This window comes from Fibrobacter sp. UWH5 (genome assembly GCF_900142505.1).
In the GTDB taxonomy this organism is placed as follows: domain Bacteria; phylum Fibrobacterota; class Fibrobacteria; order Fibrobacterales; family Fibrobacteraceae; genus Fibrobacter.
Map to the genome: position 1 here is coordinate 36,243 of NZ_FRBB01000012.1, position 25,443 is coordinate 61,685.

The window sequence follows — 25,443 nt, forward strand, 5'->3', positions numbered from 1 at the left end:
TTCTTTAGCGTGAATTTTTACCTATAAATGCGATTCTTTTCGGCAATTTATGGGTAAAATCAGCATAAACAGGCTAAATCGATGAAGCCCTTGGCTTTGGGTTGAATTTGAAAGCCTTCGACTTGTATCCCTTGAATGTTTTGCCATAAAAATCACAGGGTTTTTATGATTTTTTGTTGCCGATTACGTGAACTTTTATAAATTTCAAACAGAAATTTTTAACTCTGGCGCCTTGTGACGCCTTATAAAAGGTCGCAAATATGCAGATTGATTTGAATAATGTCGATTGGAAGACTCTCCCCTTCGGTTACTCCGACACCGATTACAACGTTCGTTGCTACTACCGCAATGGCCAGTGGGGCAAGATTGAAGTCTCCTCCGACAAGAACATCAGCATTCACATGGCCGCTACCTGCCTCCACTACGGTCAGGAAGGTTTCGAAGGCCTGAAGGCTTACACCGGCAAGGATGGCAAGGTCCGTCTGTTCCGCGTTGACGAAAATGCAAAGCGCATGCAGAGCACTGCAAACCGCGTCCTCATGGCTGTTCCGCCCATTGAACTCTTCCGCGAAATGGCTCACCTGGTAACCAAGCTGAACGCTCGCTTCGTTCCGCCCTATGGCCATGGTGCAACTCTTTACATCCGTCCGCTCCTCATCGGTACCGGTGCAGAAGTTGGCGTGAAGCCTTCTGACGAATACCTGTTCATGATGTTCGTCTGCCCGGTCGGCCCCTACTTCAAGGACGGCTTCAAGCCCGTTGACATGATGATCAGCCGTAACTACGACCGCGCCGCTCCTCAGGGTACCGGTACTGTCAAGGTTGGCGGTAACTATGCTGCTTCCCTCCAGTCTCTTGCCGAAGCCAAGAAGCTGGGCTACTCCAGCACCATCTATCTGGATGCCAAGGAAAAGAAGTACATCGACGAATGCGGTCCGGCAAACTTCTTCGGTATCAAGGGCAAGTCCTACATTACCCCGAAGTCCGAATCCATCTTGCCGTCTATCACCAACAAGAGCTTGCAGCAGCTGGCCGAATACCTGGGCTACACTGTTGAAAAGCGCCCGGTGGCTTTCGAAGAACTGGCTGAATTCTCTGAAACTGCAGAATGCGGTACCGCAGCTGTGATTACCCCGATCAAGAAGATCGTGGACCCCGTTGCAAACAAGACCTTCACCTATGGTGACGGCGTAAACCCGGGTCCTGTCTGCACCGAACTCTTCACCAAGTACACTGCTATCCAGTTCGGCGAAGCAGAAGACCCGTTCGGCTGGACTGAAGTGGTTGACCTGTAATCAGGTCGCTGCGCTTTGAGGGCGGCCTTTGGCCTTTGAGGTATGAGGTCGCCACTACGTGGCTAGAGGCTTTACGAAAAAAGCTCGCGATGGTTGTCGCGGGCTTCTTGTTTTATGACGCTTTTTCCTTAAGAAAAACTTACAATGCGGTGTAAAAATGTTATATCTACCTCTGTAAGGAGTATTTGAGGTATTTATGACGATGTTCCAGATTGGCTTTCTGGTAACGGCCCTTGGCTTTATGGGGCTCGACATACTGGGGGCCGTGCTATCGTTTAAGAAAGGCGGACCGGCAGGTAGACTGCTGGGTGTTACCTGTACTTTCTGTTCTTTGGTTGTCTTGACTTATTTGGCAAGCGTTATGAGTGTGGAGTATTTTTCCTACTCCTGTTTTACCAGTTTGCATTACATATGTGTGATGTCCATGTTGGTTTGCGTGGTGGCATTTACGTTCCATCTTGTGGAACTGGCTGACCGGCCTTTTGTGCCCTATGTAAATAAGTTGCTCCTGATACTGGTTAGCCTTGATGCGGTCTGCTGGATTATCAATCCTTTTAAGGAAATCATGTTGAGCTTTGCGGCTCGTCCAGAGGGATTCAACCGGTTTGACCTGGTTCCAAGTGTTCTCTTTGGGTTGCATCTGACGTTTACCTACGTGATGGCCGCTGTGGTAGTTTGTTTGCTGGTTTACAAGTGGGTCCGCTCCGATAGGGATTATCACCGCAAGTATCGTTTTGCATTGCTGGGCTTTTCAACGGTGGTCATGTTCAGCGCCGTGTCGGAACTGTTCCCCGGATTCTTGGGCTCGTCCCGTCTTGATTATACGGTCTTTGCGCTCAGCTTGGCGGCTGCCGCTTTTTACTGGTCTGCGTTTATCTTCTCGACGGAACGTTATGTCTATGACCACAGTGTGCCGCTGGAACAGCGAACCAACACCATGTTCGTGGTGACTGGTATTATCGGTACCACTTGCGGTTTGCTGATTTGCCTTGCTGCGTCAGTCAGTTTTGCGGGAATCATGGCGGTGGCTTCGGTTGTCCTTGCCATGATGGTTATTTCGGTGGTGGCACGTAAGACGGGGCACGAAGATCTTGGGTTCTGGATCCTGATTGCCTGTATTCTGGTGGCCATGCCTATTGTCTGGCTTTCGGCTGGAGGTGTGAGTAGCGGCGTGAACAGCTGGTTCGTTTACGAATTCTTCTATATCGCCTTTGCCCTGAAGGGGCGCCGCATGTACATCGCCATGGCAATCGCCTTTGTTCTAGATGGAGCCAGCTATGGCATTGGCTACTACCGCCCCGATTTCGTCTACCTTTTTACGAACATGGCCGACACCTACATCAGTACGGTGGCCTCCACCTTTGTGGTGGGCATAACGGTGGTGGTTACGGTACTCTACCAGAAGAACATCTATTACGATGAACAGGCCGCCCTCCAGGAAGCCTACAAGACCCAGGAACTGCTGAAGCGCGAAGCCGAAAAGGCCAACAACGCCAAGAGCGACTTCCTGGCCAGCATGAGCCATGAAATCCGTACGCCGATCAATGCGGTGCTTGGCATGGACGAGATGATCCTGCGCGGTGGTACGCCCGAAGAAATTGCGGAGTACGCCCGGAATATCAAGCTGGCAGGAAACATGCTGTTGTCTCTGGTGAACGACGTCCTTGATTTCTCTAAAATTGAAAGCGGCAAGATGAACATCGTCCCGGTGGAATACAGACTGTCTAACGTCCTGGCCGACTTGAAGACCATGATTGCGACGAAGGTGGAAGAACGTGGTCTGGAATTAAAGACCGAGATTTCTCCTGATTTGCCGTCGGTGTTGGTGGGCGATGATTTCCGCCTGCGCCAGATTATCATGAACTTGCTGACCAATGCGGTGAAGTATACGCCTAAGGGTTCCGTGACATTGAAGGTCTGGGGCGAGACCGCAGACTCGAAATGCAAACTTTATGTGTCGGTCAAGGACACGGGTGTCGGTGTTCGCGAAGAAGACAAACCGCGCTTGCTGGAATCCTTCAAGCGACTGGAAGAAACCCGTAACCGTGGCATCGAAGGGACCGGCCTTGGACTTTCCATTACCGAGAAGTTGCTTGAACTGATGGGGAGTTCTCTTCAGATCAAGAGCGAATACGGCAAGGGCTCCGAGTTCTATTTTGTGCTGTCCCAGGATGTGGTGGATGGGACCGCCATAGGAAACGCAGACCTTGAAAATGCAGATGGGCAAAAGTCTGTAGGCGTATTCCAGGAATGCTTCGAGGCGCCTGAGGCGAAGATTCTTGTGGTTGATGATAACCGCATGAACCTGATGGTGGTTAGGGGACTGCTGAAAAATTCCAGGATGCAGATTGACTGCGTGGAGAGCGGTCAGGAGTGTTTGAATAAAGTAGAAGAAAACTGCTACCAGGTTATCTTGATGGACCATATGATGCCCCAGATGGATGGCGTGGAAACTTTGGAACGGTTGAAGGCGAAGTCCAATAACAAGTCCGCTGAAGCCAAGGTGGTGGCGCTGACGGCCAATGCCATGTCGGGAGCCCAGGAGATGTACCTGGCTCGCGGCTTCGATGACTTCCTGGCGAAGCCTGTCCGCGGCTCCCTGCTAGAAAAGGTGCTCCTGCGGCACCTTCCGGCAGAGATGGTCCACATGAAGTCAGACGAGGCGGATGTTGCGAAACCTGAGGTGAAAACGGAATCGGTGTTGATCGATTTCGAGAAGGGGCTGGCCCTTTGCGTTAATGACAGGGGACTGTACAAGGAAGTGTTGCAGTCCTTGCCCGACGAACATTTTGACTACTACCTCCAGGAGTATTACGAAAAGTCTGACTGGGCCAACTACCGGGTCAAGGTTCATGCCTTGAAGTCTTGCCTGGTGAACGTGGGGGCCGACAAGGTCTCCCTTATGGCGAAGAAGCTGGAAGATGCCGCTAAGGAAGAGAATTTCAAGGTGATTTTTGAGTCCCATCCGGCCTTGATGGAAGAATTCCGCAAGGTTCTGCTGGATATCCAGCGTTATTGCGATGATACCCTATGTTGACTTAAATACCGTGATTTACTAAATTTGCGCTCACTGTGAGAATAGAAATTGCACAAACCTTGACTGAACCCGAAGACCGCCAGGTGGTCTGGTCCCATGCCGATGCCCCTGAACTCTTCGACGAACTGCACCTAAAGGGCGATCTGGTAGCTCAGGTGCTGGTTAGCCCCGAAGGCGACAACAAGTGGCTTGTGACTGGCTCTATCTCTGGCGTTCAGACGCTGACCTGCTCCCGTACTCTTGAACCGTTCGATCGACCCTTCTCCACTGAAATCGTGGTCGAAGTTGAACGTCTTCAGGTGGCCAAGCAAGAATTGGACGAGGAAGATGTAGACGTTTTTGCCTACAAGATTCCCCAGGGGCAGTACTTCGTCGATGTTTCCGAGTGCGTTCGTGAGCTAATTATACTGCAAGAACCGCAAGCACCCGTGAAAAATCCCGACGAAGATTTTATCTTTGTAACAAACAATCAAGCTGGCGAAGAATCCGATGGTGAAAAGCCTATGGATCCTCGCTGGGACAAACTCAAGGCCCTCAAAGACAAAATGTCTAAGGGTAACTAGACTAACAGGAGTTAAAAATGGCAGTACCTAAAAGAAAAACCTCTACCGCTCGTCGTGACAAGCGCCGCACCCACTGGAAGATGGACGTGCCCGCTATGGCTACCTGCGATCATTGCGGTTCCGTGAAGCGTCCGCACCGCGTGTGCCCGGTTTGCGGTTTCTATAACGGTGTCGAAGTTGTCGACATGAAGGCCGAAGCCTAATTTAATTGATTATATTAAGGTAAGTTCCGGCATGCGCCGGGGCTTACTTTTTTTGATGTATAAGGAGTTATTGTGGTTAAAGTTGCACTGGATGCCCTGGGTGGCGATTTCGCTCCCGACGTTGTGATTGAAGGCGCCATTAACGCTGCCAACAAGGATGCCGATCTGCATATTGTTTTGTGCGGACCTGAGGCCGAGGTCAAGGCTGGTCTTGAAAAGCGTGGCTACACCGGTCACGGCATTTCTGTGGTTGACGCACCGGATCCGGTGGCCATGGATGAACATCCTGTACAGGTCCTCAAGAAGAAGCCTCATTCCGGTCTGGTGACTTGCGTCGCCCTCCAGAAGAAGGGTATGGTCGATGCTTCCGTCAGTGCCGGTAACTCTGGCGCCATGATGGCCAGCTGCCTTATGCTTCTTGGCAAGACCACCGAAAAGTTTGGCCGTCCGCCTATCGGCTGCGTGATCCCCACCGCCGAAAAGCCCATCGTCCTTGTTGATGCTGGTGCTAACGTAGACGAACGCGCTTCTGTGCTCGTTGACTTTGCCATTGCCGGTTCCGCCTTTGCCGAAACTTACTTCGGTCGCGAAAAGCCGAAGGTCGGTCTCGTGAACATGGGCGAAGAAGAACACAAGGGTCCCGCAGTTTGCCAGGAAGCCTACCAGCTCCTGAAGAACGCGCCCGTGAACTTCATCGGCAACATCGAAGGTGAAGACCTGATCATGGGCAAGGCCGACGTGGCTGTTACCTCTGGCTTTACAGGTAACGTAATCCTCAAGATGATCGAAGGCTTCTACGAAATGCATCACAAGATGTTCGGCAACATCGATTCCGAAGCTGGTCGCAAGTTCGACGAAATGTGGGACTACCGCATGACCGGTGGCGCCTTGCTCCTGGGTCTCAACGGCACCGGCATTATCGCTCACGGCCGTTCCGACGCTCTGGCTATCGAAAAGGCTGTTGAAGTGGCTGCCAAGTACGCCCGCCTCGGCGTGGCTAAGGCTGTGAACGCTCGTTTGTCTGAAATCAAGGACGAAGAAGCTCCCGCTCAGGCATAATCCGCGGATTGTCATCCTGAGCGGAACGAAGTGAAGCGAAGGATCCAGTGACGAACGAAAAAAGACAGGACTACAATCCTGTCTTTTTTTTACAAATTCAATTTTACCCTCGATACGCCTTTTGCGTATCATTATCATTTAAACTTGGGAATGGGAGCCCTCACCATGAGGGTTCCCTAGAATCTTTTTTGGGGAGAATTGTTTAGGAGATTGGTGTTACTCCACCATTACACAACGGACGGAGAAGCCATTGGACTTATTTATCGAAACGATTTGAAATACAGAGCTGGAGTTACTTGCCCATGACGCGCTTGATCTCTTTTCAGCTTTTTCCTCGGGATAATTTCGTCGTCCTTGGCGCTTGAGCCGTTATCGCCACCGCAGGCAATAAGCATGATCGCGGCGATGGACATCACGGCAAGATTCTTGAATATATTCATATGTTCTCCTAATTTATTCCCAGAAAAAAGATGTAAACATTCAACAAAAAGGCTCCAGGACTAGGCCCGTCCCGATGATGTTTTGCGTAGAATATAAAATCCTTGACCTTGTTCTAATGCGCTTAATCCTTTGATGCTCAAAGAGATTGCCTTTTTGGTGACGTAAGTCTTTAGACACCTTTTTATATCATTGAATTTGGACTGGCCCCTCCTGTTTGCGGTATGATTTTTGTAATTTTGTGACGTATATTACAAGTCGTTGTTTTACACTCAAGGAAAAACATGTCTAAGACCATTCTTCTTTTCCCGGGCCAGGGTGCCCAGTATGTTGGTATGGGCCAGACTCTGGCTTCTACTTTTGAACCTGCCAAGAAGATCATGCAGGAAGCTGACGAAATCCTCGGCTTCTCCCTGTCCAAGCTCATGGCTGAAGGTCCGGAAGACGTTCTCAAGAGCACCGACAATACCCAGCCCGCTCTCTTCACCGTTTCTGCAATGGTGATGGAACTTCTCAAGTCCGAAGGTTTTGAATTTGACTACGTTGCAGGTCACTCCCTGGGTGAATACTCTGCAATCTATGCCGCTGGCGGTTTCAGCTTCGCCGACGGTCTCCGCCTGGTCCGCACCCGTGGCGAACTGATGGCCTCTGCCGGTTCCAAGAACCCCGGTGCCATGGCTGCCATCATGGGTCAGGACGAAGCAAAGATTATCGAACTCTGCGAATCCGTGAAGGATGCAGGTGTCGTGGTTCCGGCAAACATCAACTGCCCGGGCCAGATTGTGGTGTCCGGTGCCGTCGAAGGCGTGAACAAGCTGGTTGAAAACTGCGCTGCTGCTGGCATCAAGGCTATCCCCCTGGCCGTGTCCGGTGCTTTCCACTCTCCGCTGATGCAGTTCGCTCAGCCGGGTCTGGCTGAAGCTATCGCAAAGACTACTTTCAACGATGTGGCTAAGCCGGTTATCGCTAACGTCATTGCAGAACCTGTGACTTCCGGCAAGGAAATTGCAGACCTCCTGGTCCGCCAGCTGGTATCCCCGGTTCGCTGGAACGACTGCATGAACAAGGCCATCTCCCTCGGTGTAACCCAGGGTGTTGAAGTGGGTTCCGGCAAGGTTCTCATGGGCCTCATGCGCAAGATCAGCCGCGACGTGAAGGTCACCCCCGTCGAAACCATCGAAGCATTTGCAGCCCTGAAGGGCTAATAGGTCGGCACTTCGTGCCTTGAGGCATGAGGTCGCTCACTACGTTCGCTTTGAGGTTGTTAGGCTTTAACCTCATACCTCAAAGGGAGCCGAAGGCGACCGACCTCGCACCTGACTGCTAAACTTTTAATTTATGAGGAACTATCAAATGGGTAAACTTACTGGCAAGAAGGCTATTGTTACTGGCGCATCCCGCGGTATCGGTCTCGCCATTGCGACTGAACTGGCACGCGAAGGTGCCGATGTGGCCATCCTTTCCACCTCCGTGAAGGAAGACTTGGCTGCCAAGTTGAGCGCCGAACTGGGTGTGCAGGTCAAGAGCTATGCCTGCAACGTTGGCGACTCCGAAACTGTACAGAACGTGTTCAAGCAGATCATTGCTGATATGGGTACCGTGGATATCCTGGTGAACAACGCCGGTATCACCCGCGACGGCTTGCTGATGCGCATGAAGGACGAAGACTTCGACGCCGTCATCCAGACCAACCTCCGTTCCGTGTTCCTCTGCACCCGTGCCGTGGCCCGCACCATGATGGGCAAGCGCACTGGCCGTATCGTGAACATCACTAGCATTAACGCTATCCGTGGCCAGGCTGGCCAGGCCAACTATGCCGCAGCCAAGGCCGGTATCATCGGCATGACCAAGTCCAACGCCATGGAATTCGCTTCCCGCGGCATTACCGTGAATGCTGTGGCTCCTGGCTTTATCGGCACCGACATGACTGCCAAGATGGACGACGCTACCAAGGAAAAGTACGCCGCTTCTATCCCCCTGCAGCGCATTGGCAACCCCGAAGATGTGGCCAAGGCAGTGGCATTTTTGGCATCCGACGACGCTTCCTACATTACCGGACAGGTATTGGGCGTTGACGGGGGCTTGAACGCTTAACGATTTTTTACTAAATTAAACTCAAACACTTAATCCAAAAATGGAGACTAAAATGAACGAAGAAATTTTTAAGAAGGTTGTCGACGTTATCGTTGCCAAACTCGAAGTTAAGGCTGAAGATGTGAAGCCGGAATCCGAATTCGGTAACGACCTCGGTGCTGACTCCCTCGACCGCGTCGAACTGGTTATGGCTCTCGAAGACGAATTCGAAGTCGAAATCCTCGACAGCGATGCAGAAAAGTTCCAGAAGGTTTCCGACGTTGTCGCCTTCATCGAATCCAAGAAGTAATTTCTTGATTTGTTGGAATTAAGCAATCGAATTTAAAGCGGTCCCTGGAACTTCCCGGGGCCGTTTTATTTTTGTGCGGTTGGGCGGTCTTTTTATCTTTACGTATTATATTCAGTATGCGGATCCAACCCGCGTTTCCCCATAGGAGATAAATTTGGAAAACGAAAATTTATTGCACAAAGTATTAAAGCTCTGGTTTCGCCAGAAGTCCGAGGACGGGCTTGAGGCAAAGCTTGGGTACAGATTCAGAGATCCGGAACTGCTGGCTCATGCCCTGGTGCATCGTTCCTTCCTGACAGGAAAGGATATGCCCTACGAGAGCAACAACGAACGTCTGGAATTTCTGGGCGATTCCGTGCTCAACATGCTTACCACCGAGTATCTGTACCGCAACTATCCCAACGACCCGGAAGGTGATCTTTCCAAGCGCAAGAGTGCCATCGTGTCGGGTCACGCCTGCGCCCAGTCCAGCAAGGAATGGGGCTTGAGCGAATATATCAAGATTGGAAAGTCCGAGATGAAGATGGGTGGCCGCGGCAAGGAAACTATTGTGGCTGACGCCTACGAAGCCGTACTTGGTGCTGTATACCTGGATGGCGGTCTGGAAGAAGTCCGTGCCATTCTCAACAAGTTCCATTTCCCTCGCATCAAGGAAATCATTGTGGCCGACGATTTCGTAAACCACAAGAGCGCCTTGCTGGAATACCTGCAGGGGAAGCGTCGTACGTCGCCGGTTTACGTCTTGATTGGCGAAGACGGCCCGGAACATCAGAAGGTGTTCACCACCGAAGTCCACATCAACGATAAAACCTACGGTCGTGGTTCTGGCCCCAACAAGAAGAAGGCCGAACAGGAAGCGGCCCGCGTCAGCCTTGAAATGCTCTTGGCTGAAGACGCCGCCAACTCCGCTGATGATGCAGACAAGTCCGCCGACGCAAATTCCAAACCCAAGAAACAATCCGCACGCCACGTTGGCTTGCCCTAGTTGAGACGAAAGATGAATTTTAAGAAAGTTGCTTTTGGTTTAATGATGCCTCTGGCGGTGTCCGCAGTTTTGATCGCCTGCAATGAGTCTGGTTCCAATTCGGGTAAGGGCTCTGCATCAAAGGCTGCCGTTTCTGAAGCGGATTGCCCGATTCGGCCTATGGATCCCGAAGCTACTGGCGAGTTTGACCCGGTGGCTTCCAAGGAGGCTCGCCCCTGCGGTGCCATTACCTTGTGGGGTTCCGCCATGCCTAAGTCCTTCAACATGTGGGAAGACTACAACAGCTTCTCTGCAGAGTTGATGGGCATGATGTTCGAACCGCTGGTCTCCCTCCATAGTACCGAAGACAAGGAAGTTGGAATTCTGGCAGACAGCTGGAGCGTGGGCGAAGACGGCAAGACTTTTACTTTCCACGTGGACCCTCGCGCCAAGTGGAGCGACGGCAAGTCCATTACCGCCGAAGATGTGCAGTACTACTACGACGTGATCATGGACGAGAAGAACCTGACTCCCATTTTCAAGGTGGGACTTTCTCGCTTTGACCGTCCCGAAGTTGTGGATAACTTGACCATCAAGATGACCGCCAAGGAAATTCACTGGGGCAACTTCTGGGAAGCGGCCGGTATGCTGGCATTCCCCAAGCATGCCTGGCAGGGCAAGGACTTCAACCAGATCCGTTACGATTTCCCGGTGGTTTCTGGCCCCTACATCATCAAGACCTTCCGTGAAGACCGCTATGTGGAACTGGCCCGCCGTGCCGACTGGTGGGGCTTCAAGAAGAACTGGAACCGTGGCAAGTACAACTTCCAGAAGATCCGTTACCGCTTCATGAACGACCAGACCAAGGCCTTGGAAGCATTCAAGAAGCAGGACTTCAACGCCTACGCTATCTACACCAGCAGCATCTGGATGAAGCAGACTGACTTCGATGCCGTGCAGAAGGGCTGGGCCGTAAAGCAGCGCATCTTCAATAAGGAACCTATCGGTTTCCAGGGCATGGCCATCAATATGCGCAAGCCCGAGTACCAGGATGTTCGCGTCCGTCGTGCCCTGAACTTTATGCTGAACCGCGAAGCCATGAACGAAAAGTACATGTACGGTCAGTACTTCCTGCAGAACAGCTACTATCCTGACTTGTGGCCCAACAATACCAACCCCAAGGCCACTATGTACAAGTTCAATCCGGACAGTGCCCGCGCCCTCTTTGCGGAAGCGGGTTACAAGGTGAATGGTCAGGGTGTTCTGGAAAAGGATGGCAAGCCTTTTGCAATTAACTTCATTACCAGCAGCGAAGACCTGCGTCATCTGACCCTTTTCCAGGAAGACCTGAAGAAGATCGGCGTGGTGGCCACCATCGAACAGATGAGCCAGAGCACCTTGCGTAAGCGTCTTGACGATGCGGACTTTGACCTTTACTGGGTGAACTGGGGCGCAGGCCGACTTCGTGATCCCGAGGCCAGCTGGTCCTCCAAGACGGCTATGGACAAGGGCACTAACAACTTGAGCGGTTTGCAGGACGCCGTGGTGGACAGCCTGATTGAATTGCAGAAGACTGAATTTGATTTGGCGAAGCGCAACGAAATCCTGAAGGCACTGGATAACCGTCTTTCCGAGATTGTGCCTTACGTTCTGATGTGGCAGTGCGATCACCACCGCATACTGTACTGGAACCGTTATGGCATGCCCGAAAAGGTTCTGGACAATTTCAATCGCGAAGACGCCATCCCCGTTTACTGGTGGGTGGATCCGGTAAAGTCTGCTGCTCTCGACAAGGCCATGAAGGCTGGCGAAGCCCTGCCCATTCCTGAATATGATGTAAAGTAATTGCGGATGACCGCCATGGTATAAACGAAATGCCCGTCAAGCGACGGGCATTTTTAAGTCTGCATTTTTTTGCGGTTACTTCTTTTTGGAACCTGTTTCCTTTAGTAAGTCGCTCAAGTGTCGGGGCGGGAGTCTCAGGCTCAGCCCCATGTAGATATTGTCCCATAGACCGTCGGCGTGGGCCCATCCCAGTTCTATTCCTAGAACGTTTCCCAGTTCCGCGAACCCCGCCAGATAGGTGGTGGGCATGTCCTTGTCAAAGATGTAGCTGAAGCGGACGCCTCCGTTCAATCCTTCGCCGATATTGATTTCTGCGGTGGCCATTGGGGCTGCTGCCTGGTGGATGTTTTCTTCATCGCAGCTGGTGTCAAAATGCCCGTTGCAATGTTCGTAGGTCACGTTGTTCCAGGAGATTCCTCCGCCTAGGCCGATGGCGAATTGCCTTGTGAATTCAAAGACAAGCAAGCCGACTGCGTATCCGGTGATGGCTGTGACGGAATCATTTTCGGTTTCGAAATCCTTGAACGGTTCGGCTTCGCTTGCTTCCCCGAAGGTGAGGTTGATGCCGCCTAGAGCCTGGAGGTAGATTCCGAAGGAACTTGGTGTACTGCTGGTCTGTACAGATGAAGTGCTGTTATGATTTTCCCAACCGTCATCGTAGGATTTGTATTCTGCGGCAGGAGAGTTTGTGGAAGGCTGCTTGGTGTCGAGCCAGGGATTGCGGGGTTTACCCCACACGAACCTGCCCATGAGTCCGTCCCTCAGGTCGCTGTCGTCAAATATGACGCGGTCTCGCCAATGGTCTCCCTGAACAAGGTCAGCGCTTGACCGTCTGCCGTCCAGGTTAATCGAAAAGACGACCCGGCTTGACTGGATTTTATAGTTGAACAGTTCTCGGCCGTTCAGGTAGTAGACGCCCTCGATGCCGTCCTTTGTTTTTACTAGCAGTCTTTTGCCGTATCCTTGTTCCAGTTCAAAATACAGGCCGCCGTTCGCCTTGCTTGCGTTAGCGCGGCTCTGTCGGACCAGTTCCACGAAAATGGGGGCCAGGGCGCCGCTGTTGTCGCTGTGGTGGATGATCTTCCCGCAGGCGTTGTACCATTGGCGGATCCGGTCGTTCAGGTCGTTGATGGCGCCTCGGTTTTCTTCTAGGCTAAAGTTGTAGCTGACTTCGACGCCCTTGGAAAGGGGTTCCGGAGTGTAGCTGCCTTCGAGAGTGAAATAGCGGGTGGGGTAGAAGGCGTCGACCTGCAGGGCTTCATAACACTGGTTGATGGCCTGGCGCCTTTGTTCGATAGCGTTTGAAAGTCTGTTGGGGCTCAGGCGGATTTCGCCGGTGAGCTTGAAATACTGGGTTTCGAACTTGGGAAGTTCATACTGGTAGAAGTTTCCGCAGGATTCATCGATTTCTTCGGTAATGGAAATCGTGCCGCATCGGTCATTCATCACCTCGATATCGGCGGCGGTGCGCCACAGTTCATCTAGCTGCTCCCTTTCGGCTGCGGAGAACTTGCCGCTGTTTCGCATTTCCCTCAGTTGGGAAATGTATGCCTTGAGTACGGCAGGGTCCTGTTGGGACATCACCAGTTGAGGGCTTGCGAAGGCAATCCCGGCCGCCAGGCTGAACAACACCATAACCAATTTGCGTATCATGCTGAATGTAAATATAAGTTAAACAACAAAAAAGAACATCCCGCAATGGGATGTTCCTTAAAGCTTGTGAGATTTTCAACTTAGAAGTTGAAGTCTACGCCTGCATAGAGACCGGTTGCATCGCCGTCCATGTCGCCAGAACGGAAGATGAGACGTGCATCCAGGAGAATCTGCGGGTTGAGGGCGAACTTACAGCCCAGCCACAGGTTGAACTGGGAGTCGCCGCTGTCGTCAGCGCCCCATTCGTTACCCTTGTCGTCTTCCCAGGTATCTTCGGTGAGCTGCAGCTTGAACTTCAGGCCCAGATAGGGGATAAAGATCTGGTTGGGAACGGCGAAGTCCATTTCGCCAGCAATGTGGATTTCGAGACCGCGTTCGTAGTTGTCGTGTTCGAAACCCCAGTCAAGGCCGGCTTCGGTACCGAAGGAGAGGCCCTGAACGCCCTGGATCGGCATAGAGAACTGGCCGCCCAGGTAAATGGAAACTTCGCTATTGGAAGGCGGATGGCCGTTGACGCCGTCGTCATCGTTACCGATGGGGAGACGCAGGTCGATGAAACCGCTAACCATGGGGGTAATCTGATAACGGCCGCCGATGGTCAGGTCGCGGAGACCGTCGCCACCGTTGGTGCAGCCCTGGCAATCCACTTCGCTCCAGAACTGGTAGCCCCAGCCCTGCAGAGAAAGTTCCAAGTTCTGGATGACGGTGTAACGTGCGCCCAGGTTGAGGCCTGCCTGAGACCATTCATGGTGCCAGTCATAGTAGAGGCCGCCATGAAGGGTTCCCTTGCCTGCTTCCTGAACCGGGAAATAGTCCCAAGTTGCGAATGCTGCAGAGGCTGCGATAGCTGCTGCTGCGATAATTTTCTTGAACATAAACATCTCCTTAGTTTTTCAAACCAGTCCAAAATGTAGAAAAGGTTAGACGTTTTTATATGTTAAATAATATTATCGTAAGTTTTTGTGACCGCCACCAAAAAAAGGGCCTGCCTTGCGGCAGAACCCTTTGTAATTCCAGTCTAGCGAGCGCTAGCAGGGAATTAGAAGTTGAACTTGGCGTTCACGTCGATGGTCAGGTCCATATCGTCGTCAACGAGATGTTCGTTGCCGAGGCCCAGGCTGACGGATGCGTCAAGAGAAATCATCTGGTTGATGGAGTAGCCTACGCCAACATAGGGGAAGATACCCAGGTCGCCAGTGTGGCCTTCGCCAACATTGTCGCCATCATAGGTGTACTTGCCCAGTTCCATGACCAGGTCCAAGCCTACGTACGGAGTGACAGGGCCGCCCAGAGCGAAGTCAGCTTCTGCACCGATGTTCAGCTTCCAAGGAGGAGTGGTCTTGTCGTCGCCGGCAGTTTCGAGAGCGAGGCCAGCTTCGGTACCCAGGTCGATCATGCCGAAGTTCTGAGAGAACTGGACACCTGCGTGGAAACCGATTTCGCCATCGTCACCGACAACTTCGTCAGCACCGATGGGGAGGGTTACGTCCAAGAAGGCGTTCATGGTGGGCATGAACTGGTAGCGGACCATGATCGGCAGGTTGTCGAGACCATCGCGCTTTGCGTCTTCGCCATCATAGTGGGTGAACAGACGGTAGTCAAGAACTACGCCCAATTCCAAGTTCTGGATCACGGCGTAGCGTGCGCCAACGTAGAGGTCTGCTGCAGACCACTTGTCTTCGGGCATCTGATACTTGAAGCCGACCTTAGCCTGGCCCTTGCCTGCTTCGAGAACGGGGAACTTGTCCCAGGTTGCAAAGGATGCTGTTGCAGCCAGAGCGCCTGCGAGTGCAATCTTCTTGATCATCTTTTTGTCTCCTTGATAGGGTTTTGAAGTGTTTTCGTAATAAATATAATATGCTGAATGTAATAATGTAAAGAGAATACGCTTTTTTTGGGTGATTTTTTTTACAAATGTATGACGAGTACGCTGACTCGTTGTTTGTCGACGGTTTACGGCTTGCGTAAAGACGGACGGAATGGTGCGCATGTGTGATGTGTGAACAGCTGTTGCGGTATGTCACAATGGAAGACCCATATTAAGTGAAAATCCCCTTTTTTACGAAATAATGGGTATCTTTGTAAAGTAAGGATTACAGAGGTGGAATTATGAAGATGAGATTCAATTTTATCCTGTGTGCCATGCTGCTTGCCGCCAGCATGGTTTTTGCTGCTGGAAACAGCTTTTTTTCCTTGAATTTGCAGGTTTCTTCGGTTGTTTGCGGTTTTGGTTGCGTTACGCAGGATTCTGTGTTCTACCTAAAGCAGGAAGCTGCTAGGTGCGGGGGCCCCGCAGGGCCTGCTGGTAAGACTTGTGTGCAGTCTGTAAAGGCAACACCCGATAGCCTTTACTACCTGCTGGAAAAGCACTGGATCGGTGCAAAAAGCAAGCACACCCTCAGATTGGAATCCAATATCGACCTGGGAGAAATTTCTGCCGATGGTTCCTGTGCCGTCAATCATAAGCCGTTGCCGTTCCGTGTTAGCAATGAATTTTATGGTGATGGCAAGAAAATCACCAATTTGTGCTACCATAGTTCCAAAATGAGCGGACCGGTCGGTCTTTTTGAATCAATCGACAATGCAAACATCTCTAACTTTACCATTGAAAACGTCCGCATTATCATTGATGGCGAAAGTGAAAAGGGCGAAGATTATTATCCGGTGGGAGCCCTTGTTGGTCGAATCAGCCTGTCTTCTATTGACAAAGTCAAGCTTTCCAATGTCCAGATTGATGCACCTTTTGCAGGTGCCCTCGTTGGTGTACTGAACAATTCCACTGTCAAGAATTCTGTTGTGGAAGATGGTATCAGCATTGTCAACAACACCAAGATCACTAGCGGTTTTGCCGGTTCCAAGGTTATGGGGAATGCCTATAACTCCACGGTCAAGAGCACGAACTATGGATATGGAGTATTCCTTGGCGGTATCGCCGGTGTGTCTGTCCGTTCTCAGGCAGACCCTTCTTTCAAGGATACTCGTGTTAATGCTGTTGTGCAGAACATCCCTGCAGATAATAATTCTGCCCTGGGTGGCGTTGTGGGTATGATGGCCGCCTCCTTCGACTCCGTTCTCAATGTGACCTCCGGTTCCCAGGCTGGCGAAGAAGTTGCCAGGATTTCTGGCGGCAGCGCCATGGGTGGCCTTGTTGGTTTTGCCGGCGTGCTTTATGAAAACGGTTCCCAGCAGGAAGGTTCCATTAACATCATCAAGTCCTCTTTCAATGGTGAAATTTCTGATGGTTCCGTGGGAGGCGTATCTGTTAATAGCGTTCTCCAGAAGAATATCTTTGCCGGTGGCCTTGTGGGTCGTGATTCTCTTCTTGGTATGTCTAGACTGCTTATCAAGAATAGCCAGGCGGAACTTTCTCTGAAGGATTCTCTCAAGGTTGAAGGTATTTACCGCTATGCAGCCGGTGGTATCCTTGGTGCAAGTAACCGCTGTCTCGGCGGTGATTCCGATACGATTTACGTTTCTATCAAGGAATCCCGTTCTCAAGGAAATATTCGTATTGCCGGATCCGCCAAGGATGTTGATGGCCTTCATGTTCAGGCCTTTGTGGGTGGCATTGCCGGTGACGCCTGTTTTGCTACCAATGGCGATGGGTTGTCCAAGGATACGTCTTCTGTGAATATCGATGTTCGTACAAAGACCGCCTATGGTGACTTGATGTCCAACGGCTTTACCGTATTTGACTCGGTTGTTGTGGGCGGCGTGGTTGGCTTTATGAATTCTGCCACGGCCAAGGCTCTGCCTCTTACCGAAATTTACTATGACGGTGCCATCGAAGTGGCTGACAGTTTGAATACTGTTGTTGTGGGTGGTGTTGTCGGTACGTATCCGAACCTTAATGGCGGAAAGGCTGTTGATTTTAATAGCATCTTTGTTCGTTCCGAAAACCTGATTAAGTTGAATGCGGTTCACGCCGATCCGGTAACTCGAACCTATAATGACAATCAGGTGGCTAAAATTGGTGGTGTCTGCGGTGTCTGTCGCGAACTCCACGATGTGTCCTCTGTGGCCGTAGTTGCAAATATTACTGCAGAGGGTACTTTCTCGGGTGACTCCCTTCTTATGGGTGGCATGGTTGGCCAGTCTGTGAATGTGAATGAAAAGGATACCGTGTCCATTGTAGGTGCTTTTAGCGTTGGTAACATTCTGGTAAATGCTACAATGGAAGGTAATTCCAAGAATGACAAGGGTGTTAAAAGGTTGGCTTACCTTGTGGCCGATCAGCAAACGAAAGCATATAGCATCAAGTCCTGCTACCACTACGGTGAAGACGATCTGGATGTTGGTCCCTTTGGTGGAAAGGGTGTTGCTGGAGACTGGACCGAAGACACCAATATCAAGTTCCTAATCCGTAACGGTGACGAGGCCAATCTCAATGCCAGCTACAATGGTGTACAGAAAAGTGCTGATGTGAAAAAGGAATCCTTTGCGGGTCTCCTGAACAGTGCCTTCGAAAACAGCAAGGACTATATCTGGTCTTTTGACAAAGATTACTATTTGGGAACTTTGCCCTTCCTTGCTCATGGTAGTTATTCTCCGACAATTCCCGAAGGAAAGGTCTCGTTTAAGGTGACCTTCCTGGGCTTTGACGACAAACAGTTGGTTGTGGTGAATGCAGATCCTGGTTCGGCTGCCAATGCTCCCGACGTTCCCGAAGTCGCAGGCTACACCTTTGTGAAGTGGGATAAGGATTTTTCTGAAGTTACGGGTGATCTGACTGTTAGAGCTATCTATGAAATCAACTCCTATACCGTCACCTTCCTTAAGGCCTTGGACGACACTATCTCGACGCAGCTTGTTGAGTATGGTAAATCTGCCGTTGTTCCCAGCGGTGTCAAGAAGATTGGCCATACCTTTACTGGTTGGGATAGCGATGACTACAAGGATGTCAAGAGTGACATCACTGTCTATGCAAAGTTTACGGCTAATGTTCATCAGCTGGTCTATATGGATGATGAAGATGGTGTGCTTGAAAATATTGAAGTTGCTTACGGAAGCGCAATCACATTGATGTCTGACATCGAGAAGGCTGCCGACGAAAAGTATTCCTATACCTTTGTCAAGTGGGTAATGGAAGATGGCTCTGATGTGATTCCTGCAACCATGCCCGATGAAGACGTGGTGTTGAAGGCTGTCTTTAAATCTGAAGCCGTTATGTATAAAGTTGTATTCCAGGATTTTGATGGAACAGAACTGCTGACCAAGAAAATAACTTATGAAGGTTCCGTTGAAACTCCTGCCGATCCGTCCCGTCTAGGTTATAAATTCATTGGCTGGAGCAGTGATGAATACAAGCAGGTAAAGGCAGATCTTGTAATCAAGGCTAAATATGAACAGCTCAACTATGCTGTTGTGTTCGAAGATTACGATGGCGATACCCTCAAGTTCCTGTCGCTGACTTATGGTGCAGAAGTGACTGCCCCTGCAGTACCGCGCCGTCAGTCTACGGAACAGTATGATTACACCTTCAAGGGTTGGACTCCTGCTGTAGAAAAGGTGACCGACAATGTTGTGTATGTGGCCGAATACGATTCTTCCCTGGTAAAGTACACCGTGTCCTTTGTAATCAATGGAACGGTTTATGAATCTCAGGTAGAATATGGCCAGGCAGCGGTGGCTCCCGAAGCTCCTGTTATTGAAGGTCTGACTTTTGTGGGTTGGGATTCCAGCTACACCGAAATTGTCGGTGATCTCAAGATCAACGCAATCTATGACACTATTAAATACAAGGTAGTCTTCAGGGATTACAAGGATAGCATCGTTTACGAAATGATGGTTCCCCATGGCGACACCATCCACTTGGCCAACAGCATGGCTCTGGATCGCAAGGCTACCGAAGATTATGTGTACTCCTTTAAGGGCTGGAGCGAAGCTCTGGGCAAGGTTATCCGCGACATGAATATAAAGGCCGTTTACGACTCTACCTACATTGGAAAGCCCAGTTCTTCCGCCTCTGAAGAACCTGCCTCCAGCAGCTCTAATCAGGTAGAAGTGCAGATTGTCTCTCCGAAGTTTGAACAGTCTGGCAACGCTATCCGCCTGTCTTTCAAGACCGAGGGTTCCGACGAACCTGCCACGGTGACTGTGCTTGACGAACTGGGAATGGTTATTGCTACGGCTACGGTCACTGACGGCTACTGGGAAATGGTGCCCGCTCCCAAGGGCAAGTCCTACGTAACTGTTGAAGTGGGTGGCAAGGTGATTTACCAGGAGTCCTACGAGGTAAAGAAGGAAGTGGTCATGCAGGCCAAGAGCTGGCAGATGGTTTCTGTAGTGGCAATGGATGAAAGCACCTTGAGCGCTTCTGAAATGAATTTCTACTGGTGGGATGAACTGAATCCTGTCGGAGAATACTGGCAGTATCGTTCCTATCGCGGTGGCCCCATTGATGAAACCCGCGGTTACTGGGTTGGCTCTGCAAGGGAAGTTGCCATTCCCCTTCGTGAAGTGGAAGTTTCTGCAGATGCCGAAATCCAGTGGAAACTGGATAACAAGTATAGCGGTTGGAATCTGGTGGCAAATCCCTATGGCTGGTACGTAGACCTTTCTAAGGGAAAAACGGAAGGTGACGCCGAGGTTATCTTCTGGCACTGGGATTCCGAACTGGGTGCCTACAGCGTTGCCGAAGTGGTTGGCCCCTATGAAGCGGTATGGGCTCAGGTGGATCACTCCACGGTGTTCAGCGTGAAGGCTGACCCTGATTACAATTATGCCGAGAAGAATGACCTGTCTGTTGCTGGAAAGGTTGCCTCTATGCGCAAGGGTTCCGCCCGTAAGGCTTCTGCGGATAACTGGAGTGTGGTTGTTGCCCTTTCCGACGATAACGGCAAGGTGGACTCCTGGAACATTCTGGGTGCCGGCAGCAGTGCCGAAACCTTGGATGAGCCTCCTTCTGGCATGGGCGACCGCGTGAATCTCTCGATCCGCGAAAGTGCCAGGGGTTCTGTTCTGGCCAAGAGTATCAAGGCTGTGGCATCGGAATACGAATGGTTCCTGGACCTGAGTGCAAATACCGCCCGCGAAGGCAAGCTGACCTTTGAAGGTGTTGACGCCCTTAAGGAATTGGGTTACGTCATGTATGTGACTGTTGACGGTGAAACCAAGGAAGTGACCGACGGAAAGTCCCTGAATGTCGCCCTGAAGCAGGATGCCAAGCAGGTGCAGGTCCGTGTGGCTGCTCGCAGTGACATGGCTGTTGCCTCTGCCGCCCTGAACGGATTCAAGGTGTTGCAGAACGCAGGTTCGCTGCAGGTTGGCTTCAATGCGGCCGACGCATTGGCTGGGGCCAATGGCCACTACGCTCTGGTGAGTGTAAACGGCAAGAGCGTGGCCCGCGGCAACTTTGCCGCCCGCGCCGGCCAGAACGTACTTGATCTGCAGGCTCCCAAGTCCGGCCTTTACTTCATGCAGGTGAAGGTTGGAAGCCAGACCATGAACGCCAAGGTGATGGTGAAGTAACCTTTCGCGGTCCTAATAGTTCTTGTTTAACCGTATGAGCTTAGCCACTGGGGTTTTGCCCCGGTGGCTTTCTTACAATACTCTTACAAGTAACTATATTTCCTATCGGAAGTATGTACTGAATAAAAGGGACTCTTATGGTGAGATTCTCGAAATTTTTGTGTGCCATGGCCTTGTCCGTGGTGAGTTTAGCAAGTCTTGCTATGGGGCAGGATGAAGAAGTCTATACGGTTTACTTCGACCTGAATCAGAAAAGTCGGCCGGGTAATGTTTTCCTGTCAGACGGTTTTATGCAGTCTTTTGAGGGTCCCGTTGATGATCAAGGTGGGGCCGAGTTCCCCAGTATAGATCAAATTTTTAGGACGGATGGTTACTGCTTTGATGGTTGGACTTTGGAGCCTGAGAACAGCCTTGCTAGTTCATACGGTAGGATAACTTCGGCTTTGGTGGCTGCTTCCGGGACAGATGATGGCAATATCCAATTGTACGCCCGATGGACTGGTATCAATTGCATTAATCCGGCTACTGTGCCTGTAGAGATTGTTCCTGAGAACGAGGGGGCTAGCTTGCATGGAAGCATTCGGTTGCAGCAGTATTATTATTCGCAGTTGTCTCCGAAATTGGAGATGGATTCGATCTCAATTGCTCCCAACTCCACGACTTTTGAGATTCCCTGGAAGTTGATTTTAGTCGGCACTACAGAAGGGAATTCGGAATATGCTTCGTTTACGTTCCATGTCCTGGATTTGCCTGATGCGGGTTATGAACTTAGCGATATTGAGATGGTTCGTGATGAGGCTAGTGCTGTAAATGGATCCGTTTGTGATGATAGCTTTTCTTATGAGCGTGAAACACGGATTCTCAAAATTAAGCCGATAAGAGGTTGTAAGTACAAGCTGAAGGCTTCGTATTCCGCTTTGACCTATTCCTTGTCTTTTGAACATCCCATCGATGGTCAGGGCCTATTCTACGTGAAGGACGAATATGGTTATGGCTGGCCCAGCGGGGCCGTTGGCTATAGTATCGGGAGTGGGAATTTCCCCATTGTTTACGATATGAATGGTTGCCGATATGGCTGGGTTCCGGCCTCCGAGGAATTGGCTGAACAGTATAAGGGTGGCGTTGCCCTGGGGATGACTGCCGAACTTGCCGCAATCATGAATGCCGAAGATTCCTATTCCATGAAGTTGTCTAAGGTAGGCCAGTGCAACATGGTGATGGACAAGTGGGAAAATGTTTTTTATGCGGATGAAGGGGGCTCTGTAGAAGTTGTACAGACTTACCCCAATGGCGATGAAGTAGACCTGGTTAAGCTTGAATTGAAAACCAATGTCAGCGGCGTTCCGGAATTGGATCTTCCTGTTCTATGGGGATATTCTATCCCTGTTACGGTTGTGCCCAAGCCTAAGGATGGTTACTCCTTACGTCAGATTTCCGTGGAGAAGGAAATCGATGGAGTTTCTGGAACCTTCGTGTTTAACGAAACGGCCAACGTCAATTTGATGGAAAGTGCAAACTGGACTATTTCTTTTGAACGGAGCTCGCCCCGCTATTACGCTTATGATTTCGAGTTGACTCCCGAAGAAATGGAGGACCTGTTCTTTGAAAGTGCGGTGATCCCCCAGCCGGATACGGTTTATTACGGCCAGTCCCATAGTAGGATGGTATTCCACAAGACAAAGGCTTTTTTGGGATGGTCCTTGATCCGCGCGAGACGTAGGAGTGCAACCGACCGTATTTATGTTGACTTGCAGGAATTGCAGGATTATGGAAGCATGAACCCCAATGCGCCCACGACTCTCTATGCCGTGTGGAAGGACAAGGACGCCAGTGATGCAAAGGAAATTGCTGTTTTTGAAGAGGGCCATGCATCGGTCTGGGCTTACCAGTTTTTTGGAAAGGATACCTTGTTCCATGCCTTTGACGAGAATGGCAAGCTGTTCGCTTCCGATACTATGGGAGTTCAAGTCTGGTTCAAGGTTGTGCCGGACGAGAAATACGAATTTGTCAAAAACAGCGTAAAAGTTTACGCAATGGAATGTGAGACTGAATATAACTCCCTCGGAGAATCTGGCAGTGAAGAGGACTGGATGAGTTATAACTCGTTAGAGGAATTTCTTGAATCCCGCGAGTGTTATCGCTTCTCGAACGAAGAGGAGGGAAACTATTATCTTGGCTGGGGTAATTTAGCGAAGGTCGTATTTGAGATTAACAAGAAGCCTGAAGAGGAAGAGCCGGTGGATGTAGAACTGGTCTTTGACGTACTGTTCGATGAAAAGACAACAGCCCTTGATAAAAAGCAGATTTATTATGGCTATGACTGGGTGGACAGTGCCCGTTACACATTCGCCAATCAGAATGATACAGCGACCTATAAGCTGCCGGCTTACGTCTATACTTCTGACGCCTGCGTTGTTGGCTGGTCCGAAAAGACGGAGCTTTCGGAACAGGACTGGGTGTATACGGCCTTTGACTTGCATCTGGCGGAACGTTCTGCCGAATCCGGCAAGAATAAGCTTTATGCCGTGTGGGCCGACGCACAGGAATGTGGCAACTACAACCACCTGAAGGTCTCCTCTGAACATGGTGTGCTGGTGCTGCAGAATGTGTCCCTGGAAAATGATTCCGTTGCCAGTGAGTATCGCTTTGCTGCAGACGGTTCCACTTTGCTTCCGAAGCGGATGGATGGATTCCGTCTTGTGGCGAATGGAACGCCGGATGCGGGCTATGAGCTGGATTCCCTGGTGCTGCATGGTTCCGATAGCATCACCTATTATTTTGCGGAAGGTGTCGCTTTGCCTCTGGCCCGCATGGATGGCGAACTGAAGGCTTACTTCGGCAAGGCCAACAAGACGCCTGTTGAAATTGTGTACGATACCTTGATGGGTTCCGGCAATGCGGTAGCGATGAAGTTCAAGACGAGCGATTTCGATGTGGCTCGTGGCGTGAAGGCTTATGCCTTCCTGATCGATGCCATGGGCGTGGTGGATACGCTTTTGACAAAGTCCGTGGAGAAAACTTCTGACACTTTGAGCTTCAGCAAGTTCCCTCTTCGACCGGGAAGCTACAAGTTTAGCGTGCGCCTGTCCGAAGGTGGCAAGTTTGTGGATTCCAGGGAATATCCCTACGTGGTGGAAGATCGGATTGTGGCTACCGGCGAGGATGCCTGGCAGATGATTTCTATGGCGCTGGTGGATACGTCTAAGCTTTCCCGTGATGACGACCAGATTTTCTACTGGTGGGACGACATGGGTACTCCCGGTTTGTACTGGCAGTACAAGGAACTGGGCCGTGGCGAAGAATTTGACGACCGCCGTGGCTTCTGGTATAACACTCTGACCGGTCAGGACTTGCTGCTGAATTCCAAGAGGGAACCTCTTTACAAGGACGTGAAGTGGAACCTGGACAGTTCCTACAGCGGTTGGAACCTGGTGGCAAATCCCTATGGTTGTTACGTCAGCCTTTATGCGGGGCACGAAAATGAACGCAAGTCGGTCAACGAAAAGTCCCGCGTAAACTTCGTGCGTTACGATGTAAAGTCGGGCGACTATGTGGCTGCCGATACGTTGATGCCCTACGAGGCGGTATGGGCTGAAGTGTCTGGACCTGTGGAATGGCGTCTAAAGGCGGAACCGGTATACATCTCCGATTCCAAGGTTAGCGGTAATTCGCCTGCGGTCCTCAAAAAATCCCTGGCCAAGGCCGAAAATAACTCCAATTGGTACATCCAGGCCGTTCTTTCCGATAAGAATGGTCGCGAAGATTCCTGGAACATCATGGGTGTGAGCCCGGAACCCTTTGTGGGTTCTGAACCGCCTGCCGCCATGGGTGACCGTGTTTCGCTGTCTATCGTCGAAGGCAAGCGCGCCCTGGCCAAGTCCTTTAAGTCTGAATCCCAGAGCTATAAGTGGGATTTGAGCCTGAGTGCAAGTTCTGACCGAATGGGTGAACTGACCCTGGTGGGCGTGGCCGCCCTGAATGATATGGGTTACCGCGTATTTGTAACCGCAAACGGTGAAACAACGGAGATGAAGGAAGGTGCCGCCCTGAAGGTCGCCCTGAAGACCTCCGGTTCCAATGCCACGGTCCATGTGACCAGGGCGAACGCCGTGGTGGCTTCGGCTGTGGGTGGGCTTCGCTTTGTCCAGGCTGCAGGTTCTTTGGATGTGGGCTTTACCGTGGAAGAATCCCTGGCTGGCGCCCGTATGGTCGTAAATGTGCTGGATCTGCACGGCAAGGTGAAGGCTTCTTACAAGGGCCGTGCCGCTGCCGGAACGAACCGCGTGGCCCTCGAGGCTCCCAGAACCGGCTTGTACCTGCTCCATGTCCAGGTGGCAGGGGAGAAGGCTTCCCGGAAGATTATGGTAAAATAGGCCAAATTCGACCGTTTTGCCGATTTATGGCGAAGAAGACGCCCGGGAAACCGGACGTCTTTTATAATAAATAATGATTAATTCGTAAAGGAAAGTTGTTAATTGATGGAATTTGATAGATTTTAAAGATTTATTGATAAAAGCTATTGATATTCCGATT

The 25,443-nt window shown here is 50.9% G+C and carries 16 protein-coding genes; 12 read left to right on the forward strand and 4 right to left on the reverse strand.

Annotated features, from left to right (window positions below; all coding sequences use genetic code 11):
• Positions 1–272: 272 nt before the first annotated feature.
• From BUB38_RS10415 to plsX, 5 genes are all read left to right on the forward strand, one after another.
• The gene (locus BUB38_RS10415; protein ID WP_073160365.1) at positions 273–1,295 is read left to right on the forward strand and encodes a branched-chain amino acid aminotransferase; all 1,023 of its coding nucleotides are present in this window, start codon (positions 273–275) and stop codon (positions 1,293–1,295) included.
• A gap of 196 nt (positions 1,296–1,491) precedes the next feature.
• Complete coding sequence (locus BUB38_RS10420) at positions 1,492–4,332, forward strand: ATP-binding protein (protein WP_083542101.1); 2,841 nt, start codon at positions 1,492–1,494, stop codon at positions 4,330–4,332.
• A gap of 35 nt (positions 4,333–4,367) precedes the next feature.
• Positions 4,368–4,895 carry a YceD family protein gene (locus BUB38_RS10425; RefSeq protein WP_073160276.1) on the forward strand — a complete coding sequence of 176 codons (528 nt, stop codon included), beginning with the start codon at positions 4,368–4,370 and terminating at the stop codon, positions 4,893–4,895.
• Between the two features lie 17 nt (positions 4,896–4,912).
• Positions 4,913–5,098 carry a 50S ribosomal protein L32 gene (gene rpmF, locus BUB38_RS10430; protein ID WP_073160278.1) on the forward strand — a complete coding sequence of 62 codons (186 nt, stop codon included), beginning with the start codon at positions 4,913–4,915 and terminating at the stop codon, positions 5,096–5,098.
• A gap of 72 nt (positions 5,099–5,170) precedes the next feature.
• Positions 5,171–6,157 (forward strand): phosphate acyltransferase PlsX, encoded by a 987-nt coding sequence (gene plsX, locus BUB38_RS10435; protein ID WP_073160280.1) that lies wholly within the window; start codon positions 5,171–5,173, stop codon positions 6,155–6,157.
• A gap of 260 nt (positions 6,158–6,417) precedes the next feature.
• Here plsX and BUB38_RS10440 read toward each other — a convergent pair whose 3' ends face one another.
• Complete coding sequence (locus BUB38_RS10440) at positions 6,418–6,597, reverse strand: hypothetical protein (RefSeq protein WP_073160282.1); 180 nt, start codon at positions 6,595–6,597, stop codon at positions 6,418–6,420.
• A gap of 282 nt (positions 6,598–6,879) precedes the next feature.
• On the opposite strand from BUB38_RS10440, the gene fabD reads away from it, so the two are divergent.
• The 5 genes from fabD to BUB38_RS10465 all read left to right on the forward strand — a co-directional run bounded on the left by fabD (position 6,880) and on the right by BUB38_RS10465 (position 11,787).
• Positions 6,880–7,800: an ACP S-malonyltransferase gene (fabD, locus tag BUB38_RS10445; protein WP_073160283.1), complete on the forward strand. Its 921-nt coding sequence runs from the start codon at positions 6,880–6,882 to the stop codon at positions 7,798–7,800.
• 148 nt (positions 7,801–7,948) lie between these two features.
• Positions 7,949–8,689: a 3-oxoacyl-[acyl-carrier-protein] reductase gene (gene fabG, locus BUB38_RS10450; protein WP_073160286.1), complete on the forward strand. Its 741-nt coding sequence runs from the start codon at positions 7,949–7,951 to the stop codon at positions 8,687–8,689.
• A 52-nt stretch (positions 8,690–8,741) separates the two neighbouring features.
• The gene (gene acpP, locus BUB38_RS10455) at positions 8,742–8,978 is read left to right on the forward strand and encodes an acyl carrier protein (RefSeq protein WP_073160288.1); all 237 of its coding nucleotides are present in this window, start codon (positions 8,742–8,744) and stop codon (positions 8,976–8,978) included.
• 172 nt (positions 8,979–9,150) lie between these two features.
• Positions 9,151–9,963: a ribonuclease III gene (gene rnc / locus BUB38_RS10460; RefSeq protein WP_254794941.1), complete on the forward strand. Its 813-nt coding sequence runs from the start codon at positions 9,151–9,153 to the stop codon at positions 9,961–9,963.
• Positions 9,964–9,975: 12 nt separating this feature from the next.
• Entirely contained in the window at positions 9,976–11,787 is a 1,812-nt protein-coding gene (locus tag BUB38_RS10465) for an extracellular solute-binding protein (RefSeq protein ID WP_073160292.1), read from the forward strand.
• Between the two features lie 75 nt (positions 11,788–11,862).
• Here BUB38_RS10465 and BUB38_RS10470 read toward each other — a convergent pair whose 3' ends face one another.
• The 3 genes from BUB38_RS10470 to BUB38_RS10480 form a co-directional block, all read right to left on the reverse strand.
• Entirely contained in the window at positions 11,863–13,440 is a 1,578-nt protein-coding gene (locus BUB38_RS10470; protein ID WP_139258405.1) for a hypothetical protein, read from the reverse strand.
• A gap of 80 nt (positions 13,441–13,520) precedes the next feature.
• Positions 13,521–14,315, reverse strand: coding sequence for a hypothetical protein (locus tag BUB38_RS10475; RefSeq protein WP_073160296.1), 795 nt, complete (start codon positions 14,313–14,315; stop codon positions 13,521–13,523).
• Positions 14,316–14,479: 164 nt separating this feature from the next.
• Entirely contained in the window at positions 14,480–15,247 is a 768-nt protein-coding gene (locus BUB38_RS10480; RefSeq protein ID WP_073160298.1) for a hypothetical protein, read from the reverse strand.
• A gap of 302 nt (positions 15,248–15,549) precedes the next feature.
• On the opposite strand from BUB38_RS10480, the gene BUB38_RS10485 reads away from it, so the two are divergent.
• Together BUB38_RS10485 and BUB38_RS15845 are read left to right on the forward strand one after the other, a co-directional pair.
• Entirely contained in the window at positions 15,550–20,910 is a 5,361-nt protein-coding gene (locus BUB38_RS10485; protein ID WP_073160300.1) for an InlB B-repeat-containing protein, read from the forward strand.
• Positions 20,911–21,047: 137 nt separating this feature from the next.
• On the forward strand, positions 21,048–25,283 hold the full coding sequence (locus BUB38_RS15845; RefSeq protein ID WP_139258406.1) for a T9SS type A sorting domain-containing protein: 4,236 nt from the start codon (positions 21,048–21,050) through the stop codon (positions 25,281–25,283).
• The last annotated feature ends 160 nt before the right edge of the window (positions 25,284–25,443 follow it).

Coding starts and splice junctions, on each gene's coding strand:
- BUB38_RS10420 (WP_083542101.1), top strand. CDS start 1,492: ATGACGATGTTCCAGATTGGCTTTCTGGTAACGGCCCTTGGCTTTATG.
- BUB38_RS10480 (WP_073160298.1), bottom strand. CDS start 15,247: ATGATCAAGAAGATTGCACTCGCAGGCGCTCTGGCTGCAACAGCATCC.
- BUB38_RS10465 (WP_073160292.1), top strand. CDS start 9,976: ATGAATTTTAAGAAAGTTGCTTTTGGTTTAATGATGCCTCTGGCGGTG.
- fabD (WP_073160283.1), top strand. CDS start 6,880: ATGTCTAAGACCATTCTTCTTTTCCCGGGCCAGGGTGCCCAGTATGTT.
- BUB38_RS10475 (WP_073160296.1), bottom strand. CDS start 14,315: ATGTTCAAGAAAATTATCGCAGCAGCAGCTATCGCAGCCTCTGCAGCA.
- fabG (WP_073160286.1), top strand. CDS start 7,949: ATGGGTAAACTTACTGGCAAGAAGGCTATTGTTACTGGCGCATCCCGC.
- BUB38_RS10470 (WP_139258405.1), bottom strand. CDS start 13,440: ATGATACGCAAATTGGTTATGGTGTTGTTCAGCCTGGCGGCCGGGATT.
- BUB38_RS10485 (WP_073160300.1), top strand. CDS start 15,550: ATGAAGATGAGATTCAATTTTATCCTGTGTGCCATGCTGCTTGCCGCC.
- rpmF (WP_073160278.1), top strand. CDS start 4,913: ATGGCAGTACCTAAAAGAAAAACCTCTACCGCTCGTCGTGACAAGCGC.
- BUB38_RS10440 (WP_073160282.1), bottom strand. CDS start 6,597: ATGAATATATTCAAGAATCTTGCCGTGATGTCCATCGCCGCGATCATG.
- BUB38_RS15845 (WP_139258406.1), top strand. CDS start 21,048: ATGGTGAGATTCTCGAAATTTTTGTGTGCCATGGCCTTGTCCGTGGTG.
- acpP (WP_073160288.1), top strand. CDS start 8,742: ATGAACGAAGAAATTTTTAAGAAGGTTGTCGACGTTATCGTTGCCAAA.